This is a genomic window from Flavobacterium koreense (genome assembly GCF_054776075.1).
The window spans coordinates 257,522-280,935 of sequence record NZ_BAAHCF010000002.1 but is presented as its reverse complement, the minus strand read 5'-3'; the positions used below and the strand labels follow the sequence as shown (position 1 = coordinate 280,935).

Genomic DNA, 23,414 nt, shown 5'->3' with positions numbered 1-23,414 from the left:
AAATATTAATAATGAAAATGTTTACTTTCTTCAATGAAAGGGTTACGTTTTGGAGTAAGTGGAACTTTAGATAAAGCTGTAAATACAACAAAAATAAACAATCCTAAAAAGAATAATACAGAAGCGATTTCAGATACACCAATGAACCATTGGTCACCAACAGTAGCTGGCATAACCATATTAAAGAAATCAATATAGTGTCCTAATAAAATAACAACACCTGCTCCTACAATAATTGGCGCTATACGTTTGAAGTCAGTATTAATTAAAACTAATAATGGGAAAACGAAATTCATAACAACAGCACCAAAAAATGGTAAATTATAGTGCTCAATTCTAGTTATAAAATAAGTAACCTCTTCTGGAATATTTGCATACCAAATAAGCATGAATTGAGAAAACCATAAGTAAGTCCAAAAAACACTTATACCAAACATGAATTTAGACAAATCGTGAATATGGCTTGAATTTACATTTTCTAAATAACCTTTAGATTTTAAATATAGGGTAACCATTGAAATTGTTGTAATACCACTTACAAAGAAACTCGCAAATACATACCATCCAAAAAGTGTACTAAACCAATGAGGATCAAAAGACATCAACCAATCCCAAGACATGATAGATTCAGTTACAATAAAGAAAACTAAAAATCCTGCAGAAAGTTTGAAATTCTTTTTATAGAAAGAATTATCATTTGATTCATCTTGTGCCAAACAATTTTTTCTTGACATATAACGATATAAATTCCATCCTATTAAGAAAACTGCAGCTCTAATTAACCAAAATGTAGGATTTAAATAACCAGATTTTCCAGCAATTAATTTATCATAATTAGGATTACCAACTTCTGTAACTCCATCTTGCATCCAAACAAAAATATGATTTAAATGTAAAGCAGACATAACTAATATTCCGAAAAATATAATAGAACCCACTGGTAAATAAGCCGTGATTCCTTGCATAACTCTAAACAATACTGGAGACCAACCTGCTTGTGCTACTTGTTGAATTGCATAAAAAGCTAAAACTCCTAATGAAATTAACATGAAGAAAATACAAGCAACATATAAAGCCGACCAAGGCTTATTTTGTAATTGGTGCAATACGTGTTCTAAATGCTCTTTATGCTCTTTATGCTCTTTTTCAGCATCAACTTTAGATTCTGAAACATTGCTAGCAGCATGATTATCATGATGATTATCTTTTGCTAAAGGAGCAACTTCAGTTTTTACCGAATCCATTTCATGAACCACAGAAGTAGTGTCTGTTTTAGATTCTTCATTTTTTGCTTCTTCTTTTACTTCATGATGATTCGCTACTACTTCATGTGTATTGTGAGCGTCAGCCTTAGTATCATGATTACCATGATGACTCGCGGCAACTATTTTTTCAACTTCTTCTATAGTCTTTGGAGTAGATAAAAAACCATACACTATACCAACTAATCCTAAAATCATTAGAACAAGCGCTGTGTTTTTTAAACCTTTTGAAAATGTGTACATATCTTTAACAATCTGTTTGTTCTACAATTATAATTCACTTTTAAGCTTCATCACATAAGCTGCAACCATCCAACGTTCTTCTTGATTTAATTGAGTAGCATAGGAACCCATTGAATTTAAACCATAGTTAATTACGTGATTAATACTACCTTCATTAATAACTCTATCTGCATAACTTGGTACTCCAAGAAATTTACCCTGAGTAACTAATTTACCCTTACCATCACCAGTGTTGCCATGGCAAATACCACAATATATTACATAAAGCTCTTCTGCCTTTTTCATATCAATTTTAGATGGATCTAAAGGAGATTTAAGATTTGCTGCTTTAACAGCTGCAAAAGATTCTGGCGTATCTGCATATTCATAAGGAACATAACCTCTTTTGATTGAACCAACAGCTGGTAATTGACCTTCTTTACCTTTTAAACCATTAACTGAGTTAAAAGCATTTGATTCAGAATATGTTTCATATGCAACTGACTCGTACATGTTTGGCATATACTGATAATTAGGTGATGCATTATCTTTACATGAAGAAAGAGATACTATTATACCTAATACTAATGTTATTTTTATTATACTTTTCATGTCTGTTTAGTGCTTATCAATTACTTTAACTTCAACTGCACCTGTATTTTTTAAGAAAGAAGTCAATTCCTCTTCATTATTATTTACAGCTACTTCCATTAAGAAGTGATCATCTGTTGTTCTCACATCAGGATTTTCTGCTTTTTTAAACGGCCACAATTTACTTCTCATGTAAAAAGTAATTACCATTAAGTGAGCTGCAAAGAAAACTGTCATTTCAAACATTACCGGCACAAAAGCTGGCATATTTTGTATGTAGCTCATACTTGGCTTTCCTCCAATATCTTGAGGCCAATCTTGTATCATAATGTAATTCATCATTGTTGTTGCAACACTGATGCCTATACAACCATAAATAAATGCGCATATTGCAAGTCTGGTTGGTGCCAATCCCATCGCTTTATCCAATCCGTGAACAGGAAATGGAGTAAAAACTTCTTCAATATGATGATGCGCTTTTCTTGTTTGCTTTACAGCATCCATTAAAATATCATCATCATTGTATATTGCGTGTATAACTTTATTACTCATAACAAATACTAATGTTTTTCTGAATGATTATGACCTTCTTTTTCTCTTTCTCTCTTATAATTCTCACCTGAAGATTTCAAGATTGTTTTAACCTCCGCTTGAGCAATAACTGGGAAAGTTCTAGCATACAATAAGAATAAAACAAAGAAGAATCCTATAGTTCCAATGAAGATACCAATATCAACAAATGTTGGAGAGAACATAGTCCAAGATGATGGAAGATAATCTCTGTGTAATGAAGTAACGATAATTACGAAACGTTCAAACCACATTCCAATATTTACAACAATTGAGATTATGAAAGAGAACATAATACTAGTTCTTAATTTTTTAGACCACATAAACTGTGGAGAGAATACATTACATGTCATCATTGACCAATATGCCCACCAGTAAGGACCAGTTGCTCTGTTTAAGAAAGCATATTGTTCATACTCAACACCTGAATACCAAGCCACAAATAACTCTGTGATATAGGCAACACCAACGATAGAACCAGTAATCATGATTACAATGTTCATCAATTCGATATGTTGAATTGTTATATATGCTTCTAAGTTAGAAACTTTTCTCATAATGATTAATAAGGTATTAACCATTGCAAATCCAGAGAATACCGCACCAGCAACGAAGTAAGGTGGGAAGATAGTTGTATGCCAACCAGGTACTACCGAAGTAGCAAAGTCAAATGATACAATCGTGTGTACAGAAAGAACCAAAGGTGTAGCTAAACCAGCTAATACCAAAGAAACTTCTTCAAAACGTTGCCAATCTTTTGCTCTACCGCTCCATCCGAAACTCAAAATAGAGTATATCTTTTTATTGAAAGGAGTAACTGCTCTGTCTCTTAACATTGCAAAATCAGGAAGTAAACCAGTCCACCAGAAAACTAATGATACTGAAAGGTACGTCGAAATTGCGAATACGTCCCAAAGAAGAGGTGAGTTAAAGTTAACCCAAAGTGAACCAAATTGATTAGGAATTGGAACAACCCAGTAAGCTAACCATGGTCTACCCATGTGGATGATTGGGAATAATCCTGCTTGAACAACAGAGAAAATTGTCATTGCTTCCGCAGAACGGTTAATAGCCATTCTCCATCTTTGACGGAAAAGTAAAAGTACTGCAGAAATAAGTGTTCCTGCGTGACCGATACCAACCCACCAAACGAAATTGGTAATATCCCAAGCCCAACCTACAGTCTTGTTAAGACCCCAAGTTCCGATACCAGTTGAAATGGTATAAGTGATACAACCTATTCCCCAAAGGAAAGCTGCTAATGCGATTGAAAAAACGGTCCACCATTGTTTGTTTGCTCTTCCTTCAACAGGAGCAGCAACATCGACAGTCACATCGTGATAACTTTTATCACCAATAACTAATGGTTTTCTAATGGGTGCTTCGTAGTGAGACGACATAATCCTTTATCTTGTTTCTTAATTAATCTTTTTTAAACTAGGTATTTCTAACTTTTACGTGGTAGATAACGTTTGGCTTAGTTCCAACATGCTCTAACAAATGATACATTCTTTTATCTTCAAGTAACTCAGCTACTTTAGATTCTTTATCATTTACATCTCCAAATATCATTGCTCCTGAAGAACATGCATTTGAACAAGCAGTTTGGAATTCACCATCTTTTATTTCTCTTCCTTCACGTTTTGCATCAAGAATAGTTTTTTGTGTCATTTGAATACACATAGAACATTTTTCCATTACTCCACGAGAACGAACATTTACATCTGGATTAACAACCATACGACCTAAATCATCATTCATATGGAAATCAAATTCGCTGTTATTGTTGTATAAGAACCAGTTGAAACGACGTACTTTATATGGACAGTTGTTAGCACAATAACGAGTACCAACACATCTGTTATATGCCATTTGATTTTGACCTTGACGACCATGAGAAGTTGCAGCAACTGGACAAACAGTTTCACAAGGAGCGTGATTACAGTGCTGACACATAACTGGTTGGAATGCCACTTGAGGATTATCCGCAGGACTTTCCATTTGACCAAATCCACCTAATGAACCTTTATCACCAAACAATCCGTCAAATTCTTCTTTTTTCTTGTTGTCACCAGCAAAAGTGTCTTCAGAAGAATAGTATCTATCAATACGCAACCAATGCATATCGCGACTTCTTCTTACCTCAGACTTACCAACAACTGGAACATTATTTTCAGCGTGACAAGCTATAACACAAGCACCACATCCAGTACAAGCATTCAAGTCAATTGATAAATTGAAATGGTGACCAGTAGAACGATCAAATGATTCCCATAAATCAACTTTTGTTGCTTCTACTTCTTTATGATCTAAAGATACCATAGGAACTGGGTTCCATTCTCTGCTATCTTTAGCTGTCCTGAAAATTTCAAGTGTAGTTTCTCTAACAATATCTCCTCTACCCATTAAAGTTTTTTGTGATTGAACACAAGCAAACTCATGCTCACCATCACCTTTAGTAATAGTTGCAGATTGAACATTATTAAAATTATTATATAAAGCGTAAGCATTAACACCTACTTGCATTTCTTCTTTCAATGCTGCTTTTTTACCATATCCAAGAGCTAAACCTAATGTACCTTTAGCTTGTCCTGGTTGAACAATTACAGGTACATTTTCTAATTTTACTCCATTAACAGTTAGAGTAGCATAACTTCCGTTAAGACCTCCATTAGCAACAATTTTGTTTTCTAATTTTAATTTATTAGCATCAAATTGAGAAACAGTAACATAATTATCCCATGAAACTCTTGTAATAGGATCTGGGAATTCTTGTAACCATGGGTTATTTGCTTGTTGACCATCACCTAAACCAACTTTAGTATATAATACTAACTCAAAACCTTGTGCAGGTTTAGATTGAGATAAAGCTGATGCAGCTCCGTTATAATCAGCAGTACCACCAGCTAAAGTGCTAACTCCTGAAACAAAAACACCATCATGAAGTACTTTATTCCAAGATGAACCTGAAATAAAACTCGCAGAATTTGCTTTTATATAATCGTAGTAATTTCCAGCTACTCCATTCCAAGACATTAATGATTCTTGGAATTGTTTTGTATTGAATAATGGTCGAATAGTTGGCTGAACTAAAGAATATGTTCCTTTTGTCAACATTAAATCGTTCCAAGATTCTAAATAATGAGGTGTTGCAGCTGCAATTGTAGTAAGCTCTGCAGTTTCATCTTCTTTAAGAGAAAAAGCAACAGATGTTTTTACTTTTTTCAAACCACTAACAAAAGATTTGCTATTTGCTAAAGTGTAAACAGGGTTAACACCACTCATGATAAGAGTATGAACCAAACCTGCATTCATATCTGAAATTAATTGAGCTACTTTTTCGTTAGATCCTTTTCTGATTAATCTTGCACCAGCAGTTAATAAAGCTTCGCTTTTTAAAACTTGATTAATAGCAATAACCAACAACTGAGCATTTTTATCTTGAATACCAGAAACCAAAAGACCTTTACTTCCTGCAGCATTTAATTGATTCGCAGCTTTTACAACTTCAGCTTCATTTTCAATTTTTCCTGTAGAAACAGAAGCACCAGTTATAATGTTATATATTTTTACTAAGGCTAATTTTTGATTAGCAATAGTCATCGGAACTCTTTTATCAGCAGCAGCTCCAGACAATGTCATGTTTGCTTCAAATTGAAAATGCTTTGACATTTTTCCTGCTTGAGGAATTCTTCCTTGTGCATATCCTTTATCAAAACCTCCTCCTTGCCAATCACCTAAGAAATCAGCATCAATAGAAACAATTGTATTTGCTTTTGAAAAATCATAATCTACTAAAGCTCTTTCTCCATAAACTGATTCGAAAGCATCTAAAGCAGCAGACTCAGAAACAGCATCATAAACTACATGTTTAGCTGTAGGATTTTTTGAGATAAAGTCTGAAATTAATTTTTCTGTAGAAGGACTCGCTAAAGTGTTAGTCAATAAAACAACCTGCTTACCAGATGATTTTGCATCAGCTAAACTAGCTTTAACTTTTGCATCAACTTCATTCCATGTTGCTGACTTAGAATCAACTTTTGGAGAAGTAAGACGCATACTATCATATAAAGATAATACAGAAGCATGAACTCTTGCATTAGCTGCAAACTTAGCTCCTTCAATTGTATTATTCTCAATTTTAATTGGACGACCTTCTCTTGTCTTTACTAAAAGATTTGCAAAATCAAAACCATCAAACATAGATGTTGCATAAAAATCAGCAACACCAGGAATGATTGTATCTGGTTGAACCACGTATGGAATTGATTTATGAACTGGTCCTTCACATGCAGCCAACGAAGCAGCTGCAGTTGTAAAACCAACGTACTTTAAGAAATCACGACGAGTAGTTGATGAAGATGATAATGATTCGTTTGATAAGAATTCATCCGTTGGGATTTGTTCTACAAACTCATTATTTCTAAGCGTCTCAACAATAGAACTATTTTCGTTTAGTTCCTCAACACTTTTCCAGTATTTTTTGTTAGATGACATCGTATATAAATATTAGCTTCTTAATAATTTGATTAATAGTGACACTTACCACATTCTAAACCTCCCATTTGTGCTGCAGTCAATTTGTCTACACCATATTTTTTAGAAAGTTCTTTATGAATTTTATCGTAATAAGCATTTCCTTCCATTTTAACATCAGTTTTACGGTGACAATCAATACACCACCCCATAGTTAAAGGAGCAAATTGTTTTTGTATTTCGTAAGTTTGAACTTCACCATGACATTTTTGACATTCAATACCTGCAACAGTTACGTGTTGAGAGTGATTGAAATAAGCAAAATCAGGTAAATTATGAATTCTCACCCATTTCACTGGCTCAGTTTTACCAGTATATTTTTGAGTACTTTGATCCCAACCTACAGCTTTGTATAATTTTTGAATTTCTTTATCATAGAACGCTTTTGAGTAATCCTCAGTAGCAGTAGTATCAGAAACTTCAGCAATATTTTTATGACAATTCATACAAACATTCAAAGATGGTATACCTGCATTTTTACTAACTCTTGCAGATGAATGACAGTATTTACAATCAATACCATTACTTCCTGCGTGAATTCTGTGAGAATAATGAATCGGTTGAACTGGTGCATAATCTTGGTCAACACCAACTTGCATAAAGAATCCATAAACAAAATAACCACTAGACAATAGCAAGAATATTGCAGAAACCAATACTAAAAACTGATTTTTAGCAAATGCTTTCCAAATTGGCATTGTTGGCTGCTTGTCTAAAGCTTCAATTCCATTAGATTTTGCAATTTTAGTAAGAACGTTGTTAACTAAAAACAACATTACAACTAACATTAACATCACTAAAGCTAAAGCACCTAGGATAACATCATTAGAAATACCTTCATTAACAGAAGTACTTGTCCCTGGAGGAGCAGCACTCACTACAGGCTCAGCTTTCGGTTCTGATGTGTACGCAATAATATTATCAATGTCTGCATTTGATAATTGTGGAAAAGCTGTCATAACAGCTTTATTATTTTCCTCAAAAACTTTTACAGCTTTAGCATCACCAGATTTGATTAATGCTGAACTATTATTTATCCATTTGTACAACCAAGGCATATCATATTTCCCTGAAACACCTCTTAGTGCCGGACCTGTCATTTTCTTATCTAAGTTGTGACATGCCGCGCAATTTGCATTAAATAATTCTTTCCCCTTCACCGCATCACCTCCTGCAGTTGCCGCTGGCGCAGCTACTGGAGCAGCATCAGATTTAGCTGCTGGCGCAGCTGCTTCTTGAGCAAATGTAGAAAAAGAGAAAGTTAGCAATAATGCTAATCCCAATGAATAAATTCTAGAAATCGAACTATGGTTACCCACTTTTTTCATATTATAAATGATTATCGACTAAATTTTGGTATGGTTTTTTCTTATGATTAAACAAATTACCAATACACTTTTTTTAAAACTTGAGCAAAAATACGATTTATGAACTATTCTCAAAACCTTAAATATATCTTAATTATCAATTTATATTAATTCTAAATAATTTTTTTATTTCGACATATTATTTTTAAACTACATTTGCATTAAAATCAAACCATTATGAATTATTTAACAGAAAAAAGATCTTTAAATCACTTACTATTTATTTTTTTATTTTTCAATTTTAACACCATAAAAGCACAGAATACGAATGTGAATCAAGACCCAAAATTTGAACAATTATTAAACGAAAAAAGAAAGGTAAACTCTTCAATAACAATAAATAACAGATATAAAATACAAATATTTAATGGTACAAGCGATGCCTCTAAGAAAACTCTAATACAATTTAAAAAAGAGAACAAAAACTATGATGCAACGATTATATTTAGCACACCTTTATATAAAGTATGGGTTGGCAATTTTAAAACAAGAATTGAAGCTGAAAGAAACTTAAATTTATTAAAGAAAAAATATCCTTCCGCAATTCTAATCAAGCCTTCAAAACAATAAACAAAAAATCCCGATTTCTCGGGATTTTTTTATTCTGTAAAATTATACTTATTTAAGTTTTTTCTTAACCTCTACTTCTTGGAACGCTTCGATTATGTCTAGTTGCTCTATTTCGTTGTAATTTTTGATTTGAATACCACAATCATAACCTTTAGAAACTTCTTTAACATCGTCTTTAAAACGTTTTAAAGCTGTAAGTTCTCCTGTAAATATTACAACACCCTCACGAATAATTCGTATTCTAGAATTCCTAAAGATTTTACCATCTGTAACCATACATCCAGCAATTGTTCCAACCTTAGAGATTTTGAATGTTTCACGGATTTCAGCAGTTCCAGTAATTTCTTCTTTCATTTCTGGAGACAACATTCCTTCCATTGCATCTTTCAAGTCATCAATTGCATCATAGATGATAGAATAATTTCTGATGTCGATTTCTTCTTTATCTGCAAGTTGACGTGCATTTCCTGCAGGACGAACATTAAATCCAATAATGATAGCATCAGAAGCTGAAGCCAACATAACGTCAGTTTCAGTAATTGCTCCAACACCTTTATGAATAATATTGATTTGAATTTCTTCTGTAGATAATTTAGAGAATGAATTTGATAATGCTTCAACAGAACCATCAACGTCTCCTTTAAGGATAATGTTCAATTCTTTAAATTGTCCAAGCGCAATACGACGACCAATTTCTGCAAGTGTAATATGACGTTGCGTTCTTACTGATTGTTCACGCATTAATTGTGTACGTTTAACAGCAATTTGTTTCGCTTCTCTTTCGTCTTCAAAAACATTGAATTTATCTCCAGCTGTTGGCGCACCATCCAAACCTAAAATAGACATTGGAGTTGAAGGACCAGCTTCTTTTACGCTATTTCCTCTTTCATCATACATTGCCTTTACCTTACCATGATTTTTACCAGCCAATACATAATCCCCAACTCTTAAAGTTCCAGATTGCACTAAAATAGTAGAAACATATCCTCTACCTTTATCTAATTGTGCTTCCACAACAGTTCCAACAGCAGGTTTATTAGGATTTGCTTTTAAATCTAATAATTCGGCTTCTAACAATACTTTTTCTAAAAGTTCTTTTACTCCCATTCCCATTTTAGCAGAAATGTCATGCGATTGGTATTTTCCACCCCAATCTTCAACAAGTAAATTCATTGCCGCTAATTTTTCCTTGATTTTTTCAGGATTAGCATGTGGTTTATCTACTTTATTTATAGCAAAAATCATTGGAACACCAGCTGCTTGAGCGTGACTGATTGCCTCTTTAGTTTGAGGCATGATGTCATCATCGGCAGCGATTACGATAATTGCAATATCGGTTACTTGAGCTCCACGAGCACGCATAGCAGTAAATGCTTCGTGACCAGGTGTATCAAGGAAAGTTATTTTTTGTCCGTTATCTAATTGTACAGCATAAGCTCCAATATGTTGTGTAATTCCACCAGATTCTCCAGCGATTACATTTTCTTTACGGATATTATCTAATAAAGATGTTTTACCGTGGTCAACGTGACCCATTACAGTAACTATAGGTGCTCTTGTTACTAAATCTTCTTCTCTATCTTCAACAATTTCTATTGCTTCCTCAAGATCAGTTGTAATAAATTCAACTTCGTAACCAAACTCATCAGCAACAATAGTTAATGTTTCAGCATCTAAACGCTGATTCATTGTTACCATAATTCCTAAAGACATACAAGTACCAATTACTTTAGTAATAGGCACATCCATCATAGTAGCAACTTCACCAACAGTAACAAATTCTGTAACTTTAATAGTTTTGCTTCCTTCGTCTAATGCTCTTTGTTCATCATCAGAACGCTGACGGTGCGTATCTCTTTTATCTCTTCTATATTTTGCAGCTTTAGATTTTGAACCTTTACCTTGAAGTCTTTCAAGAGTTTCTTTGATTTGGTTTTTAACTTCCTCTTCTGTAGGCTCAACTTTTTGAACTATAGCTGGTCTATTTCCTTTTTGGAAACCTCCGCCTCCTGGTTTGTTAGCAACAAATTTATTACCACCTGTACCTCCTGGTTTATTTTGACCTCCAGCAGCATTTCCTCCAGCATTCCCTGGACGAGCTTCACCTGGTTTTGGCGGAATTCTTTTTCTCTTATTTTTGTTTGGATCAACCTTATTAGCACTATTGATTTTAGGTGGAGTAGTCTTTTTAGGTTTATTAAATTGAGATAAATCAATTTTTTGACCTGTTAAAGTTGGTCCAGAAAGGTTTTGATACTGTGTAGTATGTGTTTCGTCCTCAACAGGCAGATTATCAGATACTTTATCAACTTTTACTTCTTCAACTTTTGCTTCAACAACAACCTCTTTTTGACTAGGCTTTTCCTCAGCTACTGCAGGTTTTTCTTTAGATTGTACAAGCTTCTCTTTTATAGGAGCAGGCTTTTCCTCAACTTTTGCTTCTGATTTTACACTTTCAGGTTTATTTGTAGGAACCTGTTTAGGTTCTAAATCAATTTTACCTACTTGTTTTGGCCCAGAAACGACAGCCTTAGCTTTAATTACTTCAAGACGATGACGTTCTTCTTCTTGTTTTCTTTTGTCTTCTATTTCTTTTTCTCTTTCAAGACGAAGTGCTTCTTTTTCTTTCTTAATTTCTTCGCTAACACCTTTGGACGCTTCCTTATTGCCTTTGTCGCCGGCAAATTGATTTTGTAGAATATCAAATTCTTTATCGGAAATCTTAGCATTTGGGTTTGCATCAATAGCAATTCCTTTATCCTTAAGATAATCGACAGCTCTTTCTAACGAAATGTTTAATTCCCTTAAAACTTTGTTTATTCTAATATTTCTTTCTTCAGACATAAAATCTTTTATAAATTCTTTTTTTTATTGGGGTGAAAAATTAGTCTTCAAACTCCTCTTTCAATATGCGCATTACTTCTTGTATTGTTTCTTCTTCTAAATCAGTTCTTCTAGCTAAATCGGCAACATCTTGTTTTAAAATACTCTTTGCTGTATCCAAACCAATTTTTGCAAATTCATCAATAATCCAACCGTCAATTTCGTCTGAGAATTCTGTTAATTCAACATCATCATCTTCCGCTGTACTTCCTTCTCTGATAACATCCAATTCGTATCCAGATAATTGACCTGCTAATTTAATATTTTGTCCTCCACGACCAATTGCTTTAGAAACTTCTTCTAATTTCAAAAACACTTCAGCATGTTTTGTTTCTTCATCAATTTTCACAGAAGAAACTTTTGCAGGACTTAATGCTCTTGTAATCAACAGAGAAGCATTAGTTGTATAATTTATTACGTCAATATTTTCGTTACCTAATTCACGAACAATTCCATGAATACGAGATCCTTTCATACCAACGCAAGCTCCTACAGGATCAATTCTGTCATCATAAGAATCTACGGCTACTTTTGCTTTTTCACCAGGAATTCTTACGACTTTTTTAATCATAATTAAACCATCGAAAACTTCTGGAATTTCTTGTTCAAATAATTTTTCTAAAAACTTCTCAGAAGTTCTAGACATGATAATTTGAGGTTTATTTCCTTTTAATTCAACGCTTTCAATAATTCCTTTAACATTATCTCCTTTACGGAAAAAGTCAGAAGGAATTTGTTTTTCTTTTGGTAATACAATTTCGTTTCCTTCATCATCAACCAAAATTACAACTCTTGGGCGAACATGGTGCACCTCTGCTGTATAAATTTCACCAATAATATCTTTAAATTGTTTGTACAAGTTAGTATTATCGTGTTCGTGAATTTTTGAAATTAAATTTTGGCGCAAAGCTAAAATAGCTCTTCTTCCTAAATCTATTAATTTAACTTCTTCAGAAACTTCTTCTCCAATTTCAAAATCAGGTTCTATTCTTCTAGCTTCTGTAAGTGTAATTTCTTCATTTTCTAAATCTAAATCATCATCGGCAACAACAATTCTTCTTCTCCAGATTTCCATATCTCCTTTATCAGGATTTATGATAATATCAAAATTGTCATCAGAACCATACTTCTTTTTTAAAGCATTTCTAAAAACATCTTCCAAAATCGCCATAAGCGTTACTCGATCAATAAGTTTATCATCTTTAAACTCTGAGAATGATTCGATTAATGCAATATTTTCCATTATTCTATTTAATTAAAATTTATTGTAACAACTGCTTCTATTATTTCTGAGTAAGGTAATTCTAATTTTTTTTGAACTGTTTCCTTACCTTTTCCTATTTTTTTCGGTTCTCTTGTCATCCAAGATAAAACTATTTTTTGCTCATCTGCATCAATCAATTCTGCCTCAATAGTTTCTTTTCCGGTTTTAACCTTTAAAGTCCTTCCTATATTCTTTATGTATTGTCTTTTTAATTTTAATGGCGAACCAACACCAACAGACGCTACTTCAAGCTCAAAATCATGCTCTTCTCTATCTAGATTATTTTCAATAATTCTACTTACATCTATACAATCTTGAAGATTAACACCCTTATCACCATCCAAAGTTACAATAATTTTGTAATTATCTGAAATTGATAAGTCTATCAAAAACATTTCTGGTTTTTCAGACAAACCTTCTTCTAAAAGTTTTGTAACTTGTTCTCTAAATGTCATAATCTTATAAAAAGAGGGAAGCAGTGCTTCCCTCATTATTCATTTCTGTTTAATAATGGTGCAAATATAGAAATTTTTTTTTATATTAATTTCATTGCTTTTTATATTTTTTTTATACCTTTATACTCTATTAATAGACAAACTTAAAAAATACATCATTTATACACAATCATGAAAAAAATCCTAATCCCTACAGACTTTTCTCAAAATGCTGAATATGCTTTAAAAGTTGCTGCACAAATCGCAAGAAAAAATAATGGCGAAATTATTTTATTACACATGTTAGAATTTCCAAATCAAGCAAGTGATGCTATTGGATCTGGTGCAGCTATTCCAGAAATCATGTTTTTCAAAAATGCCGCTATAAAAAAATTAGAAGACCTTATGGATGAAGATTATCTTGATGGTTTAAAAGTTTCTGAAATTGTGCAATTTGAATTGGCCTTTGATGGTATCTTAAAAATTAGCCAACTAAACAATGTAGATTTAATTGTAATGGGTTCTCATGGCGCAAGCGGCTACAAAGAAATGTTTATAGGTTCAAATGCCGAAAAAGTAGTTCGTAACTCTGAAGTTCCTGTTCTTATTATCAAAAAAGAAGAAAACGATTTTGCCGTTAATAATTTTGTTTTTGCATCAGACTTTAGTGACGAAGTAAAAAAACCATTTGAAAAAGTAGTTGACTTTGCAAACAAATTTGATTCAACATTACATTTAGTTATGGTTAATACACCTAACAATTTTAAATCAACTTCTACATCTGAAGAAACAATGAAAAGATTCCTTTCTAACTTCAATGTTCAAAAAGTTGAGACTCATGTTTACAATGAAACTAATGTTGAAAAAGGAATATTAAACTTTTCAAATAGCATTAATGCTGATTTAATTGGAATGAGTACACACGGAAGAAAAGGTCTTTCTCACTTCTTTAACGGAAGTATTAGTGAAGACTTAGTTAATCACGCAACAAGACCTGTTATAACATTTAAGATATAATACTATATAAAAATAAAAAACCATCAATTAATTGATGGTTTTTTTTAAACTTATTAAAATAAAAAATCCCAACATTTCTGTTGGGATTTTTTGTTGGTCTACAAGGACTCGAACCTTGAAAGACTGCACCAAAAACAGTTGTGTTACCATTACACCATAGACCAATAAGTGCTTGAATGCGGGTGCAAATTTAATACAAATTTTATTTTAAGCAAACATTTATTCAACTTTTATTTAAAATTTTGAAAAATGAATTTAATCCAAAACCTAATGTGCTAATTTTATTCGCATTACAAAAATATCATTTCCTCTATACAATGTCTTTGAAAGTTAATCGTAGGTTAAAGGAAGAATAAAAAATGATTTTTACAATAAATCGTGCTATTTTTGAATCTGATTTTATTATGAAGCAAAAAATAAACATATTAACTCTTTTATCAGGATTAGTTCTAATAGCGCTTTGCGTTATGCAATATTATTTGGTAAAAACCACTTACAACTACAAAGTAGCGCAATTTCGTCTTGAAGTAAAAGAAAAACTTGCTGAAATCACAAATGATTATAGCGACATAGACAGCACCTTATTTAATAATAAAGATTACATATACAAAGAGCTTGCAGAAAACTATCTAATCGATAGAAATTATCGAAGCCAGGTAAAAAAACAATTCATAGAAAATCATTATAGAAAACAATTAACTGATTTACTTCAAAAGAAGTTCGAAAAAGAGTTTCCAGATAACGAAATCGATTTTGCAATAATCTTAAACAAATTTGTAATCTACAACAACACTAAAAAAGCAGACACCTTATTTGCTGCAAAACCTTTTATTGAAAACAAAATGTATGGCAATTTAGCTTCGCTTGAAGACGCTTTTTTAGTTAGAAACTACGTTGGAACCACGAGTTCAAATACATCAAAATCAAATTATAAATTGCTTACTGAGGATAGCTTATATGTTTCTGTAAAAAACTGGGAATTAATTATTCTTAAAAGAATGTCATTATTACTGTTTTTTGCGATAGCCTCAATTATTACATTAATCTCGATATTTGTAGTAACTCTAAAATCATTAATAAAACAAAAGAAAATTAGTGATATTAAAACAGATTTTATAAACAACATCACTCACGAACTAAAAACACCACTTACAACTTTATCGGTTTCTACAAAAATATTGGAGCGTAAAGAAGTAAAAGAAAATGATTTAGTTTACAACCAATTGATTCAAACTATAAACCGTCAAAATGAACGTTTACAAAGTTTGATAGATCAGGTTATGAGTAACTCTTTAGGCTTTGAAGAAATTGAATTGCAAAAAGAAAAAACAAAAATTAATGCTTTCTTGGAAACCATAGTAAATGATTTCAAAATGGCTAATCCTACAATTGATATTAAAACAAATTTTAATTCAGAAACACAATTAACTTTAGACAGATTTCATCTCACAACTGCAATAATTAATGTTTTAGACAACGCTGTTAAATATGGCGCCAAAACCATTTTCGTAACTACAAATTTGCAAAATAATGAATTCAAAATTTGTATTGAAGATGACGGAATAGGAATTGCAAAAAACAAACAATCGTTACTTTTTGATAAATTCTATAGAGTTGAACAAGGAAACCTTCATAACACAAAAGGTTTAGGACTTGGACTATATTATGTAGACCAAATAATTAAAGCGCACAAAGGAACTATTAATTTGGTGAGCGAATTAGGAAAAGGAACGCAATTCATTTTATCAATTCCATCTTAGTATTATGAAAAAAATACTTTTAGCCGAAGATGATTTTGATTTTTCAAATGTATTAATTCAGTACTTACAGCTTCATGATTTTGATGTTGTTTGGGCAGAAGACGGAGTTAAAGCATTAGAAATTTTTAAAAAAAATAGTTTTGACATTTGTATTCTAGATGTTATGATGCCAAAAATGGATGGTTTTGTACTAGCCGAAGAATTAATAAAAATAAACCCTGAAACACCTTTCGTTTTTCTCACTGCAAAACAATTAAAAGAAGATAGAATAAAAGGATTACAACTAGGAGCAGATGATTATATCGTCAAGCCTTTTGAAGTTGAAGAATTAATTTTAAGATTAAATAACATTTTAAAAAGAAGTGAACTCAATTTCAAGACACCAACAGTTCAAGAAATCTTAATAGGCAAGTACATTTTTGACACCAAAAGGTTATGTTTAAAAAAAGATAATAGTACACAACAACTAACTGAAAAAGAAGCACTACTAATTGAATATCTTTATCAAAATAGAAATCAATTAATTAAAAGAGAAGCTATCTTAAAAAATATTTGGAAAAATGACGATTACTTTTCAGGAAGAAGTATGGATGTTTTTATAACTAAAATCAGAAAGTACTTTCAAGAAGACAAAAATATTTCAATTGAAAGCACAAGATTTATTGGATTAGAATTTAAAATAAAAGAATAATTAATAAAAAACTTTTAGCAGCAAGTAATTAAGAAAATTTTATCAACCTCAATTTATGTGGTTTCGATAAAAAAATAGTTTCTTTGCATCTGAATTAACATCATAATTATATATGACAACATTTGATTTCAAAAAGTGGAATAACATTTTAGGTTGGGCTGCTTTTTCAATTGCACTGATAACCTATACATTAACAGTAGAGCCCACAATGAGTTTTTGGGATTGTGGAGAATATATTGCAACAGCTGCTAAACTTGAGGTAGGACATCCGCCAGGCGCACCATTATTTCAAATGCTTGGAGCTTTCTTTGCAATGTTTGCAACTAGTAGCGATAAAGTAGCTTTTATGGTTAACATGATGTCTGTTTTTTCTAGTGCTTTCACCATTCTTTTTATGTTTTGGTCTTCTACCATTTTGTTAAAGAAAATCATTTCGTCATACACAGAAATAGACAACAATAATATCAAAGTTATTTTAGGAAGTTCATTTGTTGGAGCATTAGCATTCACTTTTTCAGATAGTTTTTGGTTTAATGCTGTTGAAGCAGAGGTTTATGCAATGGCAACTTTACTTATTGCACTTCTTTTTTGGCTTGGCTTAAGATGGGAACAAGAAATGCATGAGCCAAAAGGAAACAGATGGTTATTACTAATCAGCTTAGTAGTTGGTTTATCTTTTGGTGTTCACTTCATGGCTTTATTAACCATTCCTTCAATTGGTTTTTTATACTTCTTTAAAAACTACAAAAAAGTAACTGTTACAAATTTCATTCTAGCCAATGTAATTATTATAGCAGTATTACTTTTCATTTTCAAGCTTTTATTGCCTTACACATTAGCTTTCTTTGGTAAAACTGAAATTTTCATGGTAAACAACCTTGGGTTACCTTTTAACTCAGGAACTATTTTTGCTGTACTTCTAATTGTAGCTTTCTTTTATTTTGGATTGAGATACACTAGAAAAAAAGAACATCCAACATACAACACTGTTTTACTTTGTATTCTATTTGTATTAATAGGATTTTCAACTTGGATGATGTTGCCTATTAGAGCTAATGCAAACACACCAATAAACGAAAATAAACCATCAGATGCTGCCGAAGTATTGGCTTATTACAATCGTGAACAATACGGAATCAATCCATTATTTTATGGTCCACAATATACAGATGCCTTTGCTGGTTTAGACGAGAATAATCCTTATTTGGATAAAGCTCCAAACTATGAGAGAGACGAAGCTTCCGGAAAATATGTGATTGTAAATGATTATAAAAATGCAGAGCAAAACACCGATGACAATCACAAAGCAATTCTACCTAGAATGTGGAGTACAGACAACATTGAAGGATATATGAACTTTACAGGAGTCCCAAAATTCAAAGTAAAATCTGATTATGTTGAGGAAAAAGAATTAACTGATGTTGTTGCAGAATTCAGACAAGCCTATGCAAGTGGTAAAATTGACAACGATGGTTATGTATCTTTCTTAAAAGCTTACGGTGATTATCTTGACATTGAAAAACCATCAACTTTCGACAATCTTAGTTTTATGATTGAATATCAATTTGGTTATATGTATGGTCGTTATTTGTTATGGAACTTTGTTGGAAGACAAAACGACAATCAAGGTAGGTATGACAATTTAGACGGAAACTGGTTAAGCGGAATAAAATTCATTGATGAAATTCATTTAGGTTCTCAAGAAAATTTAACTAAAGATATTGAAAATAACAAAGGAAGAAATTTATACTATTTTATACCTTTATTTTTAGGTTTGATTGGTTTAATGTATCATGCACAAAGAGATTTAAAAAGTTTCTACGTATTATTGGCTTTGTTCTTATTTACAGGATTAGCATTAAAAATTTATCTTAACGAAAGACCATTTGAACCTCGTGAAAGAGATTACGCTTTAGTAGGCTCATTTTATGTATTTGCAATTTGGATTGGTTTTGGAGTTTATGCAATCTATGAAATGATAAAAGAAAAAGTAGCTGCAAAAATTGCCGGACCAATAGTAGTTGCTACAAGTTTACTGGCTGCTCCTGTTTTAATGGCATCACAAAACTGGGACGACCATGATCGTTCAGGAAAATATACAGCTTTAGCAATGGCTAAAAATTATCTTGACTCTTGTGATCCAAATGCTATACTATTTACAATTGGTGATAATGATACCTTCCCATTATGGTATGCTCAAGAGATTGAAGGATACAGAACCGATGTAAAAATTGTAAATACTAGCTTATTAATGACCGATTGGTATATTGATCAAATGAAGCTTAAAACCTATAGAGCAGATGGTTTACCAATTTCATTTGAACATCAGCAATATGTTGCAGACAACAGAGACGCTATTCTATTTAATAAGCAAACTGAAAACAGATGGTTACTTAAAGATTTTATAAACTTTGCGAAAAGTGAAGACACCATAACTACTGTTGAGATGCAAAGTGGACACAAACTTCATTTCTTTCCAACAAATAAAGTTAGAATTCCTATTGATAAAAATGCTGTGATTGCAAATAAGGTAGTTAATCCGGCGCAAAATGATTCTATTGTTCCTTATATTGACATAGACTTAAAAGGTGGTGCTTTATACAAAAACCGTCTAATTATGTTTGATATTTTAAACAACAATAATTGGAAAAGACCTATTTATTTTAGCCCAGGAAGTTTTGGAGATGATGATTACCTATGGATGAAAGATTATCTTCAGCTTGATGGTATGGTGTATAAATTAGTACCTATAAAAACTCCAGTAATTGAAGAAAACTATCCAGATATGGGGCAAATTGATACAGAAAAAATGTACAAACTTGCAACCAATTGGAAATGGGGTAATGGAGAAAGCACTAAAATTTATCATGATCCAGAAACTAGAAGAAATAGCATTTCATATAGAACCAATCTTTCTAGATTAATGGAATTATTGATAAAAGAAGGTAAAATTGATAAGGCCAAAAAAGTTATTGATTTGGCAATTACTAAGACACCGATAGATTACTATGGTTATTATTTAACGCTTGAGCCTTTTGTTGGTGGTTATTATAAAACTGGCGAAAAACAAAAAGCTAGAGATTTAATAACTAAACTCGCATCAAAATATAAAGACAACTTGAGATATTATAGTACTTTCAACTCTTCTGACCAAAGTTTTATGGCTACAGATATCGTTACCGATATAGAACGTTATAGAAGTTTATTAAAAGTAATGAAAGCTAATGGTGATATTGAATTTTATAACAAAAACAGAAATGAATTTAATAGTTATAATAATCGATTCCCAAGATTTCAACGCGATATGGAATAATTGATTTTATAAAAAATACAAAGTGCCGATAGATTAATTTATCGGCACTTTTTATTTACATTTGAATTATGAATTGGGTAAAAGCACATTGGATATTTAAGAAACTATTTTCAAACTATGTTTGGGATATTCCTAACAATGAAAATAAAGTCTATTTAACATTTGATGATGGACCAACACCAGAAATCACTCAATGGACACTAAATCAATTGAAAGAATACAATGCCAAAGCAACCTTCTTCTGTATAGGAGATAACGTTAGAAAATATCCAGAAATTTTTCAGAAAGTAATCAACGAAGGGCATTCCATTGGAAATCACACTTTCAATCATTTAAATGGATGGAAAACTAATACTTCAGATTACATTGAAAATGTCAAATTATTCGAAACTGAACACTGCAAACTGAACACTGAACACTACAAACTATTTCGTCCACCTTATGGTAAAATAAAACCATCACAATCCAAAATTCTCAGAAAACTTGGTTATAAAATAATAATGTGGGACATCATTTCTTATGATTTTGATAATACAATTTCTAAGGAAAAATGTTTAGAAAATGTCTTAAAAAATGTAAAATCAGGAAGTATTATTGTTTTTCACGATAGCAAAAAAGCATTCACGAACTTGGAATATGTATTACCAAGAACTTTAGAATTCTTAAAGAAAAAAGGATATGTTTGTGAAAAAATTGATTAAACCTGCTCTTGAACTAAACCAATTATAGTATTAGCATCCAATTCACCTGATTGTCTCCACACCATTTGACCTTCTTTATAAATCATAAGTGTTGGTAAACCTTTTATTCGAAGTGCTTCGGCTAATTCTTGGTTTTTATCCACATCAATTTTAATCACTTTTGCTCTATCGCCAAGCGCAGCCGCAACATCTCTAATAACTGGATGCATCGACACTGAAGATTCGTTCCACTCTGTGTAAAAGTCAATTAACACAGGAACTTGAGCATTTATAAGTTCGCCAAATTTTGACATAAAACCTAGTTATTTATATATTCTTTTTATAAAAAAGAAAGTATTAGTAATACAAATGTAGCATTTTTAACTAATTATACTACATTTTTGCCTTTTTTTAGTTCAATTACTGTAATTTCAGGCATAATTCCTACTCTTCCAGGGTAAGCATGAAACCCAAAACCTCTATTTACGTAAATATATTTACCAACATTTTCATATAAACCAGCCCATTGTTTGTAAACATATTCCACAGGACTCCATTTTATAATTCCTGGAATTTCTATTCCAAATTGAAATCCGTGAGTGTGTCCAGAAAGTGTTAAATGAAAATTTTTAGGATGATCTTTTACTTCTGCATCCCAATGACTCGGATCGTGACTCATCAGAATTTTGAAATCTTCTTTGTTCAAATTTTCTGAAGCCTTATTCAAATCACCCACTTTCTTGAATTTTACACCCCAATTTTCAACACCAACTAATGCAATTTCGTCGTTTCCTTTTTTGATTTTCGTGTTTTCATTCAACATCAATTTGAAATCAATTTGTTGATGTAAATCTTTGATGTCTTCAAAATTCTTGTTTTTTGCTTCTTCTGATTTCCAATCTACATATTCACCATAATCATGATTTCCAAGTATAGAATATTTTCCGAATTCATAATTTTTAATCTTCTTAAAAGTATCAATCCATGGATGCATTTCGGTTGCATGAGTATTTACAATATCTCCTGTAAACAATAACAAATCTGATTCTTGCTCATTAATTAAATCAACTGCATAACTTATCTTTTCAGGATTATCAAAACTTCCACTATGTATATCTGATATTTGCGTGATTTTAAAACCATCAAAAGCATCTGGTAAATCATCAAAAAATAACGTTTGTCTTAAAACTTTATAATTATATTTTCCAATCGTCATTCCATAAATCAATGATAAAAATGGAACTGCGGCAATTCCAAGCGCAACTTGACTAATAAACTTTCTTCTTTCAGGTAAAAAAGTATCATTTCCATAATTTGTAAAATAATTCTTAGTTCCAACCATCAATCTAAGAGTATCTTCAAGGAGCATGATAAATGTTATCAATAATTTTGGAACTATAACTAGTAACATAACTCCAATGGTCATCATAAACATTTGGGTTTGTCCTACACCTCTATCAAATTTAGAAAAACCGTAAAAAACAAAAGCAACTGCAGAAACAGAAATTATAATATAAGTAAGCTGCACCCATCTTACTTTTGTAAATGTTTTAACAGCTTGAAATGCATAAATTTCAATGATTAAAATTATTAAAAGAAGGATAACCCAGCGAAAAGCCATTTTTGAAAATTTTTAACAAAAGTAAAAATCTAATGATTGGATAAAGCATAAATTTTAGTTAATCTTTCCTTTAATATTAATTATAATAAAACTATTTTTGTTTTGAATATAAATTTTAAACCATGAAACATCTTATCTTGTTACTATTATTGACATCTTCATTTTTTTGTTTTAGCCAAGACGTTCTTACTTTCAAAAGCACCAGTAGAGTTTTTAACTCTGATAATGTAAAGCTTACTTCAACAGAAGTTCGTGATTTATTTGCAAGTAATCCTGTAGCATTAAGATTGTATAATTCTGGAAAAACAAAACAAACAATTGGAAATATTTTACTTTATGGAGGCTTATCTACTGTCATAACAAAGCATTTAGTTAATATTAGTGATTCAAATATAGTAAACAATCAATATGGATATCCAACAATAAAAAAAACTAGTAATGCATTATATTTTGTTGGCGCTGGTGCTGTTTTAATAGCAATTCCAATAAAAATAGGGTTTTCTAAAAAAATAAAGAGATCTGTTTCTATTATGAATGAAGATTTAAAAACCCCAAAAACGAGTTTCAATATCGAATCAACTTCATTTATTTCTAATTCTAATGGAGTTGGATTTTCTATTACTTTTTAAATAA

At 31.6% G+C, this 23,414-nt stretch carries 18 protein-coding genes and 1 tRNA gene; 7 read left to right on the top strand and 12 right to left on the bottom strand.

All coding sequences use genetic code 11. The features are described 5' to 3' along the window. Positions 1 to 5: 5 nt before the first annotated feature. The 6 genes from ACYU7A_RS01530 to ACYU7A_RS01505 are packed head-to-tail and all read right to left on the bottom strand — an operon-like array spanning position 6 to position 8,509. Positions 6 to 1,505: a quinol:cytochrome C oxidoreductase gene (locus ACYU7A_RS01530; RefSeq protein ID WP_460573721.1), complete on the bottom strand. Its 1,500-nt coding sequence runs from the start codon at positions 1,503 to 1,505 to the stop codon at positions 6 to 8. A 27-nt stretch (positions 1,506 to 1,532) separates the two neighbouring features. Further along, entirely contained in the window at positions 1,533 to 2,096 is a 564-nt protein-coding gene (locus ACYU7A_RS01525) for a c-type cytochrome (protein WP_460573719.1), read from the bottom strand. 6 nt (positions 2,097 to 2,102) lie between these two features. Further along, positions 2,103 to 2,627 carry a DUF3341 domain-containing protein gene (locus ACYU7A_RS01520; RefSeq protein ID WP_298307855.1) on the bottom strand — a complete coding sequence of 175 codons (525 nt, stop codon included), beginning with the start codon at positions 2,625 to 2,627 and terminating at the stop codon, positions 2,103 to 2,105. A gap of 8 nt (positions 2,628 to 2,635) precedes the next feature. Then, positions 2,636 to 4,045 (bottom strand): NrfD/PsrC family molybdoenzyme membrane anchor subunit, encoded by a 1,410-nt coding sequence (gene nrfD / locus ACYU7A_RS01515; RefSeq protein WP_345095006.1) that lies wholly within the window; start codon positions 4,043 to 4,045, stop codon positions 2,636 to 2,638. 37 nt (positions 4,046 to 4,082) lie between these two features. Beyond that, complete coding sequence (locus ACYU7A_RS01510) at positions 4,083 to 7,142, bottom strand: TAT-variant-translocated molybdopterin oxidoreductase (protein ID WP_460573717.1); 3,060 nt, start codon at positions 7,140 to 7,142, stop codon at positions 4,083 to 4,085. Between the two features lie 32 nt (positions 7,143 to 7,174). Then, the gene (locus ACYU7A_RS01505) at positions 7,175 to 8,509 is read right to left on the bottom strand and encodes a c-type cytochrome (protein ID WP_460573715.1); all 1,335 of its coding nucleotides are present in this window, start codon (positions 8,507 to 8,509) and stop codon (positions 7,175 to 7,177) included. 216 nt (positions 8,510 to 8,725) lie between these two features. On the opposite strand from ACYU7A_RS01505, the gene ACYU7A_RS01500 reads away from it, so the two are divergent. Then, positions 8,726 to 9,118, top strand: coding sequence for an SPOR domain-containing protein (locus tag ACYU7A_RS01500; protein WP_460573713.1), 393 nt, complete (start codon positions 8,726 to 8,728; stop codon positions 9,116 to 9,118). A gap of 48 nt (positions 9,119 to 9,166) precedes the next feature. Here ACYU7A_RS01500 and infB read toward each other — a convergent pair whose 3' ends face one another. From infB to rimP, 3 genes are read right to left on the bottom strand one after another with little or no spacing between them, the layout of a single operon-like run. After that, positions 9,167 to 11,962: a translation initiation factor IF-2 gene (gene infB, locus ACYU7A_RS01495; RefSeq protein WP_460573711.1), complete on the bottom strand. Its 2,796-nt coding sequence runs from the start codon at positions 11,960 to 11,962 to the stop codon at positions 9,167 to 9,169. Positions 11,963 to 12,002: 40 nt separating this feature from the next. Then, a complete protein-coding gene (nusA, locus tag ACYU7A_RS01490; protein WP_344815561.1) occupies positions 12,003 to 13,244 on the bottom strand; it encodes a transcription termination factor NusA in 1,242 nt (413 codons plus the stop codon). Positions 13,245 to 13,252: 8 nt separating this feature from the next. After that, the gene (rimP, locus tag ACYU7A_RS01485; protein ID WP_460574031.1) at positions 13,253 to 13,720 is read right to left on the bottom strand and encodes a ribosome assembly cofactor RimP; all 468 of its coding nucleotides are present in this window, start codon (positions 13,718 to 13,720) and stop codon (positions 13,253 to 13,255) included. Between the two features lie 171 nt (positions 13,721 to 13,891). Between rimP and ACYU7A_RS01480 the strand changes: the two genes are divergently transcribed. Then, positions 13,892 to 14,716: a universal stress protein gene (locus ACYU7A_RS01480; RefSeq protein WP_460573708.1), complete on the top strand. Its 825-nt coding sequence runs from the start codon at positions 13,892 to 13,894 to the stop codon at positions 14,714 to 14,716. A 93-nt stretch (positions 14,717 to 14,809) separates the two neighbouring features. Here the strand turns inward: ACYU7A_RS01480 and ACYU7A_RS01475 are convergent. After that, a tRNA-Gln gene (locus ACYU7A_RS01475) sits at positions 14,810 to 14,880 on the bottom strand. Between the two features lie 195 nt (positions 14,881 to 15,075). On the opposite strand from ACYU7A_RS01475, the gene ACYU7A_RS01470 reads away from it, so the two are divergent. The 4 genes from ACYU7A_RS01470 to ACYU7A_RS01455 all read left to right on the top strand — a co-directional run bounded on the left by ACYU7A_RS01470 (position 15,076) and on the right by ACYU7A_RS01455 (position 21,181). Further along, positions 15,076 to 16,476: a sensor histidine kinase gene (locus ACYU7A_RS01470; protein ID WP_460573706.1), complete on the top strand. Its 1,401-nt coding sequence runs from the start codon at positions 15,076 to 15,078 to the stop codon at positions 16,474 to 16,476. A 4-nt stretch (positions 16,477 to 16,480) separates the two neighbouring features. After that, positions 16,481 to 17,167, top strand: coding sequence for a response regulator transcription factor (locus ACYU7A_RS01465; RefSeq protein ID WP_460573704.1), 687 nt, complete (start codon positions 16,481 to 16,483; stop codon positions 17,165 to 17,167). A 112-nt stretch (positions 17,168 to 17,279) separates the two neighbouring features. Continuing rightward, positions 17,280 to 20,480: a glycosyltransferase family 117 protein gene (locus tag ACYU7A_RS01460; protein ID WP_460573702.1), complete on the top strand. Its 3,201-nt coding sequence runs from the start codon at positions 17,280 to 17,282 to the stop codon at positions 20,478 to 20,480. Between the two features lie 68 nt (positions 20,481 to 20,548). After that, positions 20,549 to 21,181 carry a polysaccharide deacetylase family protein gene (locus ACYU7A_RS01455; protein WP_460573700.1) on the top strand — a complete coding sequence of 211 codons (633 nt, stop codon included), beginning with the start codon at positions 20,549 to 20,551 and terminating at the stop codon, positions 21,179 to 21,181. On the opposite strand, the gene ACYU7A_RS01450 is transcribed toward ACYU7A_RS01455, so the two are convergent. Together ACYU7A_RS01450 and ACYU7A_RS01445 are read right to left on the bottom strand one after the other, a co-directional pair. Next, positions 21,178 to 21,474 (bottom strand): thioredoxin family protein, encoded by a 297-nt coding sequence (locus tag ACYU7A_RS01450; protein WP_298116634.1) that lies wholly within the window; start codon positions 21,472 to 21,474, stop codon positions 21,178 to 21,180. The genes ACYU7A_RS01455 and ACYU7A_RS01450 overlap by 4 nt on opposite strands. Positions 21,475 to 21,548: 74 nt before the next feature. After that, entirely contained in the window at positions 21,549 to 22,781 is a 1,233-nt protein-coding gene (locus ACYU7A_RS01445; protein ID WP_460573697.1) for a metallophosphoesterase, read from the bottom strand. A gap of 122 nt (positions 22,782 to 22,903) precedes the next feature. Here ACYU7A_RS01445 and ACYU7A_RS01440 point away from each other — a divergent pair, with 122 nt between their 5' ends. Then, positions 22,904 to 23,410 (top strand): hypothetical protein, encoded by a 507-nt coding sequence (locus ACYU7A_RS01440; RefSeq protein WP_460573695.1) that lies wholly within the window; start codon positions 22,904 to 22,906, stop codon positions 23,408 to 23,410. Positions 23,411 to 23,414: the final 4 nt, after the last annotated feature.